Source organism: Burkholderia sp. AU4i, from assembly GCF_000466765.1.
GTDB lineage: Bacteria > Pseudomonadota > Gammaproteobacteria > Burkholderiales > Burkholderiaceae > Burkholderia > Burkholderia cepacia.
Window position 1 is genome coordinate 50846 of the sequence record NZ_ASSI01000093.1, and the last position, 13899, is coordinate 64744.

At 68.8% G+C, this 13899-nt stretch carries 14 protein-coding genes and 1 tRNA gene; 7 read left to right on the forward strand and 8 right to left on the reverse strand.

Translation table 11 applies throughout. The annotated features are described in order from the left end of the window. Positions 1-11: 11 nt before the first annotated feature. A complete protein-coding gene (gene ompR / locus L810_RS21405) occupies positions 12-746 on the reverse strand; it encodes an osmolarity response regulator transcription factor OmpR (protein WP_006478565.1) in 735 nt (244 codons plus the stop codon). Positions 747-1004: 258 nt separating this feature from the next. Between ompR and L810_RS21410 the strand changes: the two genes are divergently transcribed. The 3 genes from L810_RS21410 (at position 1005) to L810_RS21420 (ending at position 4202) form a co-directional block, all read left to right on the forward strand. Beyond that, a complete protein-coding gene (locus tag L810_RS21410) occupies positions 1005-1283 on the forward strand; it encodes a hypothetical protein (RefSeq protein WP_011352385.1) in 279 nt (92 codons plus the stop codon). Positions 1284-1423: 140 nt separating this feature from the next. After that, positions 1424-2926, forward strand: coding sequence for a DUF1800 domain-containing protein (locus L810_RS21415; RefSeq protein ID WP_042975615.1), 1503 nt, complete (start codon positions 1424-1426; stop codon positions 2924-2926). Between the two features lie 67 nt (positions 2927-2993). Then, positions 2994-4202: a DUF1501 domain-containing protein gene (locus L810_RS21420; protein ID WP_021160389.1), complete on the forward strand. Its 1209-nt coding sequence runs from the start codon at positions 2994-2996 to the stop codon at positions 4200-4202. A gap of 13 nt (positions 4203-4215) precedes the next feature. Here L810_RS21420 and hpnD read toward each other — a convergent pair whose 3' ends face one another. Next, complete coding sequence (gene hpnD / locus L810_RS21425; RefSeq protein WP_021160390.1) at positions 4216-5049, reverse strand: presqualene diphosphate synthase HpnD; 834 nt, start codon at positions 5047-5049, stop codon at positions 4216-4218. 235 nt (positions 5050-5284) lie between these two features. Between hpnD and L810_RS21430 the strand changes: the two genes are divergently transcribed. After that, a tRNA-Leu gene (locus L810_RS21430) sits at positions 5285-5371 on the forward strand. A gap of 197 nt (positions 5372-5568) precedes the next feature. Then, the gene (locus L810_RS21435; protein WP_021160391.1) at positions 5569-5862 is read left to right on the forward strand and encodes a hypothetical protein; all 294 of its coding nucleotides are present in this window, start codon (positions 5569-5571) and stop codon (positions 5860-5862) included. 103 nt (positions 5863-5965) lie between these two features. Here L810_RS21435 and L810_RS21440 read toward each other — a convergent pair whose 3' ends face one another. The 4 genes from L810_RS21440 to L810_RS21455 all read right to left on the reverse strand — a co-directional run bounded on the left by L810_RS21440 (position 5966) and on the right by L810_RS21455 (position 9712). Then, entirely contained in the window at positions 5966-6196 is a 231-nt protein-coding gene (locus L810_RS21440) for a hypothetical protein (protein WP_021160392.1), read from the reverse strand. 113 nt (positions 6197-6309) lie between these two features. Beyond that, a complete protein-coding gene (locus tag L810_RS21445; RefSeq protein WP_021160393.1) occupies positions 6310-7419 on the reverse strand; it encodes a class II histone deacetylase in 1110 nt (369 codons plus the stop codon). Positions 7420-7435: 16 nt separating this feature from the next. Further along, positions 7436-8644 carry an MFS transporter gene (locus tag L810_RS21450; protein ID WP_021160394.1) on the reverse strand — a complete coding sequence of 403 codons (1209 nt, stop codon included), beginning with the start codon at positions 8642-8644 and terminating at the stop codon, positions 7436-7438. A 21-nt stretch (positions 8645-8665) separates the two neighbouring features. After that, positions 8666-9712: a porin gene (locus L810_RS21455; protein WP_021160395.1), complete on the reverse strand. Its 1047-nt coding sequence runs from the start codon at positions 9710-9712 to the stop codon at positions 8666-8668. Positions 9713-10014: 302 nt separating this feature from the next. On the opposite strand from L810_RS21455, the gene L810_RS21460 reads away from it, so the two are divergent. Both L810_RS21460 and L810_RS21465 read left to right on the forward strand, forming a co-directional pair. Further along, positions 10015-11160 carry a helix-turn-helix transcriptional regulator gene (locus L810_RS21460; RefSeq protein WP_021160397.1) on the forward strand — a complete coding sequence of 382 codons (1146 nt, stop codon included), beginning with the start codon at positions 10015-10017 and terminating at the stop codon, positions 11158-11160. Positions 11161-11259: 99 nt separating this feature from the next. Continuing rightward, positions 11260-12258: a 2-dehydropantoate 2-reductase gene (locus L810_RS21465; RefSeq protein WP_021160398.1), complete on the forward strand. Its 999-nt coding sequence runs from the start codon at positions 11260-11262 to the stop codon at positions 12256-12258. 170 nt (positions 12259-12428) lie between these two features. Here L810_RS21465 and L810_RS21470 read toward each other — a convergent pair whose 3' ends face one another. Together L810_RS21470 and L810_RS21475 are read right to left on the reverse strand one after the other, a co-directional pair. After that, positions 12429-12878, reverse strand: coding sequence for a MarR family winged helix-turn-helix transcriptional regulator (locus L810_RS21470; protein WP_021160399.1), 450 nt, complete (start codon positions 12876-12878; stop codon positions 12429-12431). Positions 12879-12940: 62 nt separating this feature from the next. Continuing rightward, positions 12941-13899: glycerate kinase family protein (locus L810_RS21475; RefSeq protein ID WP_042975616.1), on the reverse strand; the 959-nt coding region annotated here is incomplete at its 5' end.

Genomic DNA, 13899 nt, shown 5'->3' on the forward strand with positions numbered 1-13899 from the left:
AAGGAAAAAGATCAGGCGGCGCCGTCCGGGATGAACACGTAGCCGAGGCCCCAGACGGTCTGGATGAAACGCGGGCTGCCCGGATCCGGTTCGATCAGCTTGCGCAGGCGCGAGATCTGCACGTCGAGGCTGCGGTCGAACACTTCGTATTCACGGCCGCGCGCGAGCTCCATCAGCTTCTCGCGCGACAGCGGCTGGCGCGGATGGCGCGCGAATACCTTCAGCACCGAGAATTCGCCGGTCGTCAGTGGAATTTCCTGGCCGGATTTCGTCAGTGTGCGGGTCGCGAGGTTCAGCGAGAACTCGCCGAACTCGAACACCTCGGTGGTTTCCGACGGTGCGCCCGGCAGTTCGGCCGGCGCCTGGCGGCGCAGCACCGCATGAATGCGCGCGACGAGCTCGCGCGGGTTGAACGGCTTCGGCAGGTAATCGTCGGCGCCCATCTCGAGGCCGACGATGCGATCGACGTCCTCGCCCTTCGCGGTGAGCATGATGATCGGCGTGCGGTCGTTGCTGCCGCGCAGGCGGCGACAGATCGACAGGCCGTCTTCGCCCGGGAGCATCAGGTCGAGCACGAGCAGGTCGAAACGCTCGCGGACCCAGAGCTTGTTCATTGCGGTCGCGTTTTCGGCGACGTAGACATTGAAACCCTGCTCGCCGAGATAGCGGCGCAGCAGATCGCGCAGGCGCGGGTCGTCGTCGACGACGAGAATCTTGGAGGGGTTTTTCGTTTCCATGATCGGCATCTTATCGCGAATGGGAATTGACGCACGGCCGCGTATTTTCGTGCGTTACAGTCGGTTACAAAATTTACCCGTAGTGTCGCGCCGAGTAAAGGCAGGCTATAGAGATTCCTTTACTCGAAGCCGAAATTCGGTAGATACTCCCCTGCACTCCATCATTCATCTTTGCACACCCGAATTCCGCAGGGTTTTTCAAGTACCAGAGGTAACCGGTTGCCGCGTGACGAAGGGAACAAATCGACCAAAGAAGCGAGGACGGTCATGCGATCTGCCCGGATTGCACTGATGCTGACGATCGCGCTCGCCGGTCCGTATGCGTCGAACTTCGCGTATGCGCAGCGCCCCGAGCAGGGCGCATCGTCGCGCAAGCTGCCGCGCGGCAAAGCGCCGCAGTCGGATCGTACCGCCGAGATGACGGTTCGTTCCGCCGTGCCTCCCGATCTCGAACAGCGCCGCCGCGACGGGCACATGACGCCCGAGGAGCGCCACCTTTTGCGCCAGCACATCGAGGACGCCGTTCGCGAGCTGTACAAGCGCTGACGCGCCGTCTTTCGCCCTGCGGATCACAACGCGATCCATCGCGCGGAAAAGATTCGTAGCAATTTTTCCGTCAACTTTCGCCTGCCGATTGCCGTTGTACCGGCATCCGCACCGCCGGTGCGCACCGGGAGTCCATGACGATGAAAGCGAACGCTGCCGCACCGGCGCCGTCGCCCGCCATGCAGTCGCCGCTCGACGCCGACGATGCATTGTTTTTCCTGAGCCGTACCGGTTTTTCTCCCGCGCCCGCCGATGTCGCGCGCATCGTCGGCATGACGCGCGCGCAGGTCGTGGCCGACACGCTCGGCAGTGTTCGGCGCGAGCCCGTCACGACGTGGCCGGACTGGATCGCCGAGTTGCCGCCGACGCGCGCGCAACGCCAGGCGCTGACCCCCGACATGCGGCGCGACGAGCAGCGCGAGCGCAATGTCCGCTACGATGCGCTGCGCGCGGCCTGGATCAACGAGATGATCGTCACGCCGTCGCCGCTGACCGAGCGCATGACGCTGTTCTGGCACGGGCACTTCACGTCGGGGCAGGACAAGGTGCCTTACCCGCAGACGATGGCCGCGCAGAACGCGCTGTTTCGCCGCGAGGCGCTCGGCAACTTCGGCGTGCTGCTGCACGCGGTCGCGAAGGATCCGGCGATGCTTCAGTATCTCGACGGTGCGAGCAATCGCAAGGGCCGCCCGAACGAGAACTTCGCACGCGAGGTGATGGAGCTGTTCACGCTCGGCGAAGGGCATTACACGCAATACGACGTGACCGAAGCCGCGCGCGCGATGACGGGCTGGACGGTCGATCCCGACACGCTGCGCTTCGAGGTGCGGCCGGAATGGCACGATGCGGGCGACAAGACGATCCTCGGCGAAACCGGGCCGTTCGACGGCGACGGCTTTCTCGACATCCTGCTGAAGCGGCCCGGCACCGCGCGCTTCATCGCCGGCAAGCTGTGGCGCGAGTTCGTGTCGGATACGCCCGACCCGGGCGCGCTCGATGCGGTGGCCGAGCGGTTTCGCTCGAGCGGCTACGACATTCGCGCGGCGCTCGCCGCGCTGTGGTCGACCGACGCCTTCTGGGACCCGCGCAATCGCGGCGTGCTCGTCAAGTCGCCGGCGGAATTCGTCGTCGGCTCGGTACGGCTGTTCGACGTTGCGTACGGCGATCCGCAGATGCTTGCGAACACCGTGCGCACGCTCGGGCAGAACCTGTTTTATCCGCCGAACGTGAAGGGCTGGCCGGGCGGCGCGCTGTGGATCAACAGCACCACGCTGCTCGCGCGCAAGCAGTTCGTCGAGCAACTGTTCCGCGCGACCGAGACGGCCGGCATGCACCCGCCGGCGCGTGCGACGGTGCCGCCGCCGAATGTCCGCGCGCACGCGATGCCGGTGGTCGATGCGGCGTCCGCCGCCGGCATGCGCGCGGCGCCTGCCAGGCCCGCGCGCGGCGGCCTGCGTTTCGACCTCGAACGCTGGCTCGCGCAATATCGGGCGCGGCCGCAGGCGATCGCGGGCTTGTCGACCGAGCTTCAGTTGCAGCACGCGGTGCTGCAGCTTTCGCCGGTCGCGGCGATCGACACGGATTCGACCGGCAGCGCGTATCTCGAGGCGCTGCTGATGGACCCGGCCTATCAACTGAAATGATTCGAACGACGATGAAGCGGGGAGCCGGTGCGGCAAAGGTGCCGGGCGGCGAACCAAAGGATGCGCGATGAACCGACGTGATTTTCTGACGCTGACGGGCGCCGCGGCCGCAGCCGGCGTGTCGCTGTGGCAGGCGCCCGCGATGGCTGCCACCGGACGGCAGCCGGAGGCAGGGTATGCGAACGTGCTGATCCTCGTCGAGCTGAAGGGCGGCAACGATGGCCTCAACACGGTGGTGCCGTATGCCGATCCGCTGTACTACCAGTTCCGGCGCAGCATCGGCATCAAGCGCGAGCAGGTGCTGCAACTCGACGCCCACACGGGGCTGCATCCGTCGCTCGCGCCGCTGATGCCGCTGTGGCGCGACGGGCAGGTCGCGGTCGTGCAGGGCGTCGGTTATCCGCAGCCGAACCTGTCGCATTTCCGCTCGATCGAGATCTGGGATACCGCGTCACGCTCCGACCAGTACCTGCACGAAGGCTGGCTCACGCGGACGTTCGCGCAGGCGCCGGTGCCGCCCGGGTTCGCGGCGGACGGCGTCGTGCTCGGCAGCGCCGAGATGGGGCCGCTCGCGAACGGCGCGCGCGCGATCGCGCTCGTCAATCCCGCGCAGTTCATCCGTGCGGCCCGCCTCGCCGAGCCGTCGTCGCTGCGCGAACAGAACCCCGCGCTCGCACACATCATCGACGTCGAGAACGACATCGTGAAGGCCGCCGACCGGCTGCGCCCGCGCGGCGGGATGCGCGAATTCCGGACGGCGTTTCCGGCCGGCGCGTTCGGCACGTCGGTGAAGACCGCGATGCAGGTGCTGGCCGCGTGCGAAGCGTCCGGGCCCGGCGCGCAGGATGGTGTCGCGGTGCTGCGCCTGACGCTCAACGGCTTCGACACGCACCAGAACCAGCCGGGGCAGCAGGCCGCGCTGCTCAAGCAGTTCGCGGAAGGGATGAGCGCGATGCGCGGCGCATTGATCGAACTCGGGCGCTGGAACCAGACGCTCGTGATGACGTATGCGGAATTCGGGCGGCGCGTGCGGGAGAACCAGAGCAACGGCACCGATCACGGCACGGCCGCGCCGCATTTCGTGATGGGCGGTCGCGTGGCCGGCGGGCTGTACGGCGCACCGCCGGCGCTCGGGCGGCTCGACGGCAACGGCAACCTGCCGGTCGCGGTCGATTTCCGCCAGCTTTATGCGACCGTGCTCGGGCCGTGGTGGGGGCTCGATGCGACGCGCGTGCTGCAGCAGCGCTTCGACACGCTGCCGTTGTTGAAGGCGTGATGCGTCGTGACGTTCAGCGACGGCGCGCGGCGCGCCACGCGATCCACAGCTTGCGGATCGGCGTCAGCGCAATGCGCTGGTGCAGCACCTGGTAATCGTCGCGCTCGATTTCGTCGAGCAGCGCGCCGGCCAGTGCAATCTGCGCGCGCAGCGTGCGCTGTGCGCGGCGCCCGGATGCGGGGATCGCCGCTTCGGCGGCCGCAAGCGCTTCGCGCGCCCGTGCCGTCTGGAATTGCAGCAGCTCGGTGAACGCCGGGCTGTAGCGACGGTTCAGCAGGTCGGCCGCCGTCACGTTGTAGCGCTGCAGTTCGTCGATCGGCAGGTAGATGCGGCCGTGGCGCGCGTCGTTGCCGAGTTCCTGCACGAACTGCGCGAGCATCAGCGCGCGGCCGGCGTCCGCGGCCCACGGCTGCGGGTCGGCCGGGTTGGCTGAACTGGCGCGCGCGACCAGCGACGCGAACGTGCCGCCGACCAGCGCGATGTAGCGCTGCAGATTCGCGAAATCGAGGTAGCGCGCCTGTTCGAGATCCATCCCGTAGCCGTTGACGAGCGTGCGCAACGCGTCGGCTTCGGCGACGATCGCGGGGTGATGCTGCGCGAGTGCCTTCGTGACCGGATGCGACGGCTGTCCGTCGGCCAGCGCTGCGAGTTCCTTGTGCCACCACGCGAGCTTCGTGTGTCCGACGGTCGGGTCACTGGTTTCCTTGACGGTTTCCTCGAGTTCGCGGCGCAGCGCGAACAGCGCGGTCAGGCGCGGTTGCGTGGCGAGCGGCGCCTGACGCAGCGCGTAGTAGACGCTGGAGCCCGCAGGGGCGGCCTTTTGCTGACAGTAGTCGTCGAAGTTCACGGGCGGAATCGTGTGGGGGCGGGTTCGGGGGACGCGCGGCGGCGCGGTGCCGAAACGTCGAGCGCGGCATTCTAGCACCGCCGCACGACGGGTGCCGGCGGGGCGAGACAACGCCGCCCGGATCGGGTAGAATCTCGCGCTCGCCTGATCGGGCGTGCCGGCTCGAGGCCGGCGCGATGTCCCGGGCGCGCGGCAACGCAGCTTGCGTGCCGCGTAGTCAGGCGACGGAAAATGCGCGTGAGTGGCGAAATTGGTAGACGCACCAGGTTTAGGTCCTGACGCCCGCAAGGGTGTGCCGGTTCGAGTCCGGCCTCACGCACCAGAAGTCGAACAAGCACTCGTCAGGGTGCTGTTCCCGAAAAAGCGCTGCCGGTCTGCTGACCGCAGCGCTTTTTTGTTGATGCCTGTCTTGTTCGTGGACGTGCGGCCCGTATGAGGAGCGCACCCTCGAATTCGGCCGCGTGTAACATCGTCAGCGCGATCGAATACAGCAAGTACGACAACACCGAGGGGCCACCGATGAAAAACACCGTACGCATCCCGATTTCCGTTCTGGCGCTGATGCTGGCCGCGCCGGCATTTGCCAATACACCTGCCGACAACGTCGCATGGAGCGCCAGGCCGCTGCACGCGGCGGCATCGACGTCGGCGTGCTCTGCGTACTCGGGGCGGGTGATGTCGGGCGGCGAGTCGCCGTCGACCGAAAACGTGCTGAAAGCGCTCGGCACGTCGCTGGCCGGCGCCGTGCTGGGCGCCGTCACCGGTGGGTATCAGGGCGCGGTCTCCAATCCGTGCCCGCGTCCCGGCCTGTGATCGGCGCGCAGGCGAGTCGAGGGGCTCGCCGCGTTATCCAGAACAAGCCCGACGAAGCGCCGCGCGTCACCCGACTCGCGGCGCTTCGCCGTTTCAGGCGCGTCTACTCCCAGAAACTCCGGATCGCGACCGCCACGATCACCGGCACCGAAAAAACCAGCGGGATCGCGAAATACTGCGCTTCGCGATCGACGATCCAGCTATAGATCACCCACGCCGCGCCGAGCGCGAACGTGATGAGGCCGACCGTCACGGCGGCGATGTTCAGGGCCAGCTTCGAAGGCTGGCGGCGCGTCTTGGCATCGTCATTGTTGTCGCGCGGGGACGATTTCATCGGAAGAGTACGGCTTCGGGCCGGAACGGGGATAAAGGCACAGGAGACCCCATCCGCTCCGATCGCGCAAGAGGGCCGCCGCCCGCCGGCCCCGGCGCATTCGTCAGCGCGCATTACAACCCGAACGACGCCGCCAGCTCGTCGAGCAGCCCGCGCTGGAACGCGATGAACCGCTCGCCCGGCTGCTGCGCGATCGCGAGGTCGAGCATCGGATCGGCGACGTCGGTACGAATGCCGGCCAGTTCCTCGACGATCGCGAGCCCGCAGAACGGCACGTATGCCTCCGAATAGCCGCCTTCGTGAACGATCACGAGCCGCCCGCCGCAATGGCGCTGCGCGGCATCCTTCACCGCACGCGTCATGAACCGGTAGCTGTCGGTATGCAATTGCATGCGCGCGAGCGGATCGACCGCGCTCGCGTCGAGGCCGCTGGCGACGACGATCAGCTCGGGCCGGAAACGCGCCAGCGCCGGCAGCACGATCCGCTCGAACGCGTAGCGATAGGCATCGTCGCCGCTGCCCGCGAGCAGCGGCACATTCAGGTTCGCGCCGACGCCCGCGCCTTCGCCGCGATCGTCCGCGCCGCTATAGCCGGGCGGGAAGCAACGGTCCTGGTGCAGCGAGATCGTCAGCGTGTCCGGATCGTCGTAATAGATCGACTGCGTGCCGTTGCCGTGATGCACGTCCCAGTCGATCACCGCGACGCGCTCGATGCCGTGTTTCGCGCGGGCGGCCTCGATCGCGATCGGGATGTTCGCCAGCATGCAGAAGCCCATCGGGCGATCGCGCAGGCAGTGGTGACCGGGCGGCCGCGACAGCGAGAAGGCATTGGCCGCGCGCTCGCCGACGACCGTATCGACGGCCGCGATCGCGAGGCCGGCAGACAGCGCGGCGATCTCGTAGCTCCCTTTGCCGAACGGCGCGAGATCGCCGAGGTCGCCGCCGTTCGCGTCGCTGAGTGCGCGGAACGCATCGAGATAGTGCGCGGGATGAATGCGCAGCAGGTCGGCGGTCGTTGCCGGTTCGGCGCCGCGCAGGTCGAGCTGCGCGGCCAGGCCCGAGGCCTGCACGAGCGACAGGAAACGGCGCTTCGAATCGGGCGATTCCGCGTAGCCCGCGCTCGACGGCGGCTGGACCCAGCCGCCGACCGGGAAGAACAGCGCATGCGTGCCGCCGGTGTGCCAGAAAGTGCGTTCGTCGGTGAAAAAGGCAGTGCGATTCATGGATGTGCGAGACCTGTCACGGTTGGGAGGAAACGGAGGCGTGCGTGCGGCGATCGATGTGGCGCAGCGCGGCGAAAGACACGATCGCGACAGCCGTCGCGGCCGTGAACAGCGCGTGCATCGTGCCGCCGGCGTCGAGCATCAGCCCGGCGAGCAACGGGCCGGCAGCGAGGCCGGCGCCGATCACGAAATTGAGCGTGGCCACGAGGCGGCCCGACGTATCGATCTGCGCGACGGTCGCGAGGATGAACGGCAGGACGAACGTCCACGCGAACTTGAACGCGAAGATCGCCGCGCTGTAGCCGCCGGCTTGCCGCATCACGGCGAGCGCGACGAACGAGGCCGCCAGCAGCGCGTAACCGGCCGTCAGCATGGCGCGCCGCGCGAGCCGGCCGCCCGCGCACGACGCGAGCGCCGCGCCGGCGATGCCCATCACGCTCGCGATCGCGAGTACGTTGCCGGTCGACTGCGGATCGAGCCCGGCTTCGGTCGCGGCACGGCTTGCGAACGTCCACACGCTGCCGATCGCGAGATAGAACGTCAGCACCGCGCCGATCGCGAGCACGATCGAGCCTTGCGGCGTCCGTGCCGCCGCGCCGCGCGCGTGTTGCGCAGGCGCGGTTCGCGCGCCCAGCGATGACGGGAAGCCGCGCGACAGCGGCGCCGCGAGCAGCGCGAGCCCGGCGAGCGCGACGTACAGCGCGCGCAGCCCGAATGCCGCGAACACATGCGGCAGCACGAACAGGCCGATCGCGCCCGCGATCAACTGGCCGACGACCCACAGGCCGTACACGCGGTCGCTGTTTTCGCTCGTTGCGGCGCTCGTCATGCAGAGCACCATCAGCGAACCGCCGCCGAGCGCGGTCACGGCGCGCAGTGCGAGCAGCGCGACGAAGCCCGGCATCCACAGCGCGGTCAGCAGGTTGCCCGCGCCGAACAGCGCGATGGCGAACGCGGCGACGCGGCGTGCGTCGATGCGACCGAGCCACAGGTACGACGGCACGGTCGCGAGGCTGAACGCGCCGAGTTCGACGAAGAAGTAGGTGCCGATATGCGAGGCGGACAGCCCGAGCTGCGTCGCGAGCTGGCCGGCGACGGCGGGCGCCACGAGCAGCAGCAGCGGCGTGATGGCCGCGAACACGACGAGCGCGACGAGCGTCGAGCGCGCGAAGGTCGATGCGCGGCCGTCGGGCGGGAGTGCGGCATCCGGGGACAGGGTTTTCATGGAGGGATCTCGTGTGGGGAATCAGAACAGGTGGTACATGCCGACCATCGCGCCGAACTGCGATGCGCCGGCGAGCGGCGTCGGGTCGTATTCGTAGACGGTCTGCGAACTTTGGCCGCTGTTGCGCGCATAGCCGAGGTTCACGTAGGCGACGGTGCGTTTCGACAGCGCATACGTGGTGCTCGCGATGAACAGCGTCGGGTGGCCGATGGCCGGCGCGCGCGAGTCGGTGTGGTAGACGCCGGCGTTCAGGCCGATCCCGTTCGGTGTCAGGTAGCGCGCACCGCCCCAGACGATCGTGCGCGCGGCGTCGAGGTCGCCGGTCAGTCGTTCGACACCTGCATAGACGGTGAGCGGCAGCGTGGCGAACGCATAGCGCGCGGCGAGCGTGCCGAGTTCGCGGCGGCGCGCCGACGTGTCGTCGGCCGCCGATACATCGCCGTATGCCTGATGCAGCACCGCGCTGACCGACAGGCCGTTGCTCGTGTACTGGCCGCCGAGTTCGAGTACGCGTCCGGCGCGCGTATTGCCGGCGACGCCGGACGTCGCGGCAAGCGCCTCGACGTCGAAGCCGGCGAAGGTCGGCGACTGGTACTTGACGGAGTGGTCGATGAAGTTCGCGTTCATCGGCACGATGACGCCCTGGCCGCTGTACGACGCGTACCAGAGCGGGTCGTAGAACAGCGTCTTGTCGAACAGCACGCTGAACTGACGGCCGAGCGTGACGGTGCCCACGGGTCCGGCGATGCCGACGTACGCGCCGCGGAAGAACGCGTAGCCGGGCGCGGTCGCGGTGCCGTCGTTGAGGTTGAGGCCCTGTTCGAGCTTGAACAGCGCACGCCAGCCGCCGCCGAGATCCTCGTTGCCCTTCAGGCCGACCTGGGAAGGCAGGATGCCGTAGTTCTGCAACTGCACGGCCGAATGGCGCCCATCGGCATGCGTCAGGTATTGCACGCCGGCATCGAGCGCGCCGTACAGCGTGAGGGTCGACTGCGCATGCGCGGCGGCGCTGCACGCGGCAAGCGTCGCGACGGCCGCGGCCGTGCGGATGAAGCGGGGTTTCGTCACGTGGGGTTCTCCATACCGTCCTGCATCGGTTTGTCGTTGGTGTTGTCGCGACGCAGTGTCCGCAGCGGGAAAACCTTCGAACAGTCGTACAGATGAACGGTGCGGAAAACCCGAGGTGCGCGGCATGGTCGCGACGCGCTGGCGTCGCGCGGCGTGCTGCGGAGCAGCAACGTGCCGCGTACCGTTCAAATGGATGGGGCTGGTGCCGGTTCCGGCACCGGGGCCCGTCAAAAAAGCCGGTCGCTATAATCGGCCGGTGTCGTTGGGCACGTCAGCAGCCCGAACGGGCAGGGGAGCGGAAGGTGAGGATCACGACGGATATCGGGCAGGATCTCGAAGCGCTGCGTGACGTGCCGGCCGCCATCGTGCTCGACGACTTCGCCTGGCCGCCGCTGCCGTCCCGGCGCGCGGATTTCGACGGCGTCACGCGCGGCGACGCAGCGCAGCGCGAACTCGGGTTGATGCTGCTCGACCTGTACGCGGTTGCCGCGCGGTCCGGCATCGGCGAATTCGAATACCGCTTCTTTTCGCTGCTGCAGGCGCTCATTCCGTTCGACGCCGCGTGGACGGGCGTCGCGACGCATGTGCCGACCGGCCCGGTGATGCACAACAGCTTCCTGTATCGTCTGCCGCACGCGTTCTTCAGCGACTGGAAGCGCGTGCGCGATTGCGACCCGCTCGCGCACCGAACGCTGCGCGGCGCGCACGGCCACGCGGTGCGGCTGTCGGTCGTCGAGCCGGGGCTCGATGCACGGTTTCGCGACTGGTGCGTGAAGTACGGGCTCGCGCAGCTGATGTGCGTGTGCACGCTCGATCGCCGTTTCGGCCTGACGACGTTCATGTCGATCTACCGACAGGGCCTGAACCGTCCGTTCGGCGATGACGATGCGCGCCGTTTCGAGGAAGTGATTCCGCATCTCGCGGCGGCGCTGACCATCAATCGCGCCGCACAGCTCACGCGCGAGCGCGGCGATGCGGTTGCGCCGGCCGCCCGCGCGTTGTGCGACAACTTCGGTGTGCTGCATCACGCCGATCATGGTTTCGACGACGTGCTGCGCACCGAATGGCCGGCATGGGCCGGTGCACGCGTGCCGGAGCCGCTCGTTGCGCACCTACGGCGCCAGGCGGGCCAGCCGTTCGTCGGCGATGCATTGCGGATCCAGTGCGTGCCGGTTGCGGGGCTGTTCCAGATCGAGGCGCGGCCGCGCTCGCTGCTCGACCGCCTGAGCCCGCGCGAGCTCGCGGCGATCCGCTATTACGGCGCCGGGCGCTCGCACAAGGAAGTCGCGCAACAGATGGCGATTTCGCCGACGACCGTGCGCCATTACCTGCGCTGCGCGTACCGCAAGCTCGGCATGCACGACAAGAGCCAGATCGCCGGCGTGCTCGGCGCGACGGGCGGCGCGACCGACGACGAACCGGTGGAAGCCGGTGGCGAGCCACGCTGACGTATGCGAACGCCATGCGTCGCACGGCGGCGCGTGAATGGTTGTGCCCGCAACCATTGAGCGTTATGCTCGTCAGCTCCCAGGAGACGGAATTCCATCATGAACGACACGAATTCAGGGTCGGTGCGCGCGGCGGTGGTCGGGGTCGGCGCGATCGGCGGATTGCTCGCGGCCGCGTTGTCGCGGGCCGGGATGACCGTGAGCGCGTACGCGCGCGGCGCGACGCTCGACGCGCTGAACGCGCACGGCGTGCGCGTGATCGACGAGGCGGGCACGACGTCGTCGGTTCCGGTGCGAGCGAGTGACGATGCGGCCGCGCTCGGCGTGCAGGACTACGTGGTGATCGCGCTGAAGGCGCAGGCACTGCCGGCACTGGCCGCGCGCATCGCGCCGCTGGTCGGGCCGGACACCGTGATCGTCGCGGCGATGAACGGGCTGCCGTGGTGGTTCACGCACGGGCTCGAAGGCGCGCTCGACGGCGTGCCGCTCGACGCGGTCGACCCGGCCGGCGCGGTGTCGGCGGCGTTGCCGCCCGCACAGGCGATCGGGTGTGTCGTCCACCTGTCGTCGAGTACCGATGCGCCGGGCGTCGTGCGCCGCGGGCGCGGCAACCGGCTGATCGTCGGGGCGCCCGATGCGCGGCTCGATACGGCTACTGCCCGGTTCGCCGCGGCGCTCGCGGCGGGCGGTTTCGACGTCGAGTCGACGCCGGCGATCCGGGCCGAGATCTGGACGAAGCTGTGGGGCAACATGAACATGAATCCGCTGAGCGCGCTGACGGGGTCGACGGCCGAACAACTGCTCGACGATCCGTTCACGCAGGGGCTCGCGCTGCGGATGATGGAGGAGGCGGCCGCGATCGGCTCGAAGCTCGGCCTGTCGACGGGGATGAGCGGGCCCGAGCGGATCGCGGTCACGCGCAAGCTCGGTGCGTTCAAGACGTCGATGCTTCAGGATTTCGAAGCGGGCCGCGCGCTCGAGATCGGGCCGATCCTCGGTGTGTTTCCGGAGCTCGGGCGCAAGCTCGACGTGCCGACTCCGTATTGCGACGCGGTGCTCGGGCTGCTGCGCCAGCGGGCGACGAACAGCGGGCTGTAAGCGCGGGCGGGGCCGCTGCATGCGCGAGGCCGGCGAGGTCGCGCGCTGCAATCCGGTTGCCGCGCGCAGCGCATCACGCAAAGCGGGCCGCCCGCGTCGCGGGTGTGGCGACCGGGGCGGCCCGTCGAATTCATCGGATCAATACCGCGGGCATCGTGCCCGTGTGCCGGTCAGTCGTCCCGCTCGATCGCGTGCGCGACGACCTTGTCGAGCAGCCGCTCGAATGTCTGGCGTTCGCTGTCGGACAGGCATGCGAGCAAGCCATCGTTCCACTTGCGCACGATCGGCATGATCTTGCGATGCAGCGCGCGGCCGTCGGCGGTCAGCGCGATCAACACGATCCGGCCATCCTCCTCGCTTGCGCTGCGTTCGAGCAGCCCCTGGCGCAGCAGCGCCTCGGCTGCGCGGCTCGCCTGGCTCTTGTCGAGATTGGTGTGGCGCGCCAGATCCATGATCGAGAACGGGCCGAAGGCGCCGACGGCGGCGATCACGCGCGCCTCGGGCAGCGAGATGTCGAGCTTGTGCCGGTACACCTCGCCGATCCCGCGGTCGGATCGCTTCGTGAGCGCGTGGAGGCGATAGGTCAGAAACTGATCGAGCCCGGCTTGACGGCCTTTCATGTCGAATCCTGAAGAAAAAGGGCGGGCCCGATTGTTCCTGTATCGCGCGCTCGGGTCAACGGTCAGTGTGCGCCGTACTTCAGGCGTGTCAATTGCTCCGCTTCGTTCGCGAGCAGATTGGCCGCGTCGCGGATCGCGACGTCGAGCGTGATCGGCCCGGGAGCCGGCGAGAAGCAGCCGGAAAAATGTTCGGACAGGCGGGGCAGCGCGGCCGGGTCGACCGCGCCGGACAGCAGCGACGCGGGTACGCCGGCGGCTTGCGCGTGGCGGCACGCGATGAACGGCGCCTTGCCGTGCAGCGTCTGTACGTCGGAGCGGCCTTCGCCGGTGATCAGCCAGCCCGCGCCGGCGAGCGCCGCGTCGAGCCCGACCTGCCGCGCGACCACCTCGGCCCCCGCTTCGAATTGCGCGCCGAGCATGTGCAGCGCGAATCCGAGGCCGCCCGCGGCACCGGCGCCCGGCAGGTCGCGGCCGCGACGGTCGAGCGCGGCTTCGAGCAGGTCGGCGAAGCGGGCGAGTGCGGCGTCGAGGGTGGCGACCTGCCCGGGCGTCACGCCCTTTTGCGGGCCGAACACGGCGGTTGCGCCGTGCGCGCCCGTCAACGGGTTGTCGACGTCGGACATGCCGATGAATTCGGTTTCCTTCAGCCGCGGGTCGAGCCCCGACGCGTCGACGCGCGCGATGTCGGCGAGCTGCGACGGCACGGGCTCGATCGGCTGGCCGCCCGCGTCGAAGCACTGCAGGCCGAGGCCGGCGAGCAGCCCGGCGCCCGCGTCGTTGGTGCTGCTGCCGCCCAGCGCGACGAAGAAGCGGCGCACGCCTTCGTCGAGCAGCGTGCGGATCGCCTCGCCCATCCCGCGCGTGCTGCGCGCGTCGACCGGCACGCTCATGCCGACCGGATCCGTGATGCCGACGATCTCGGCCGTTTCGACGATCGCGGTGCGCGCGTCGATCACGCCGACCGCCGCGTCGCGTGCCGCGAGCGACGCACCGGCCACCCGCAGCGTGCGCCGCGTGCCGC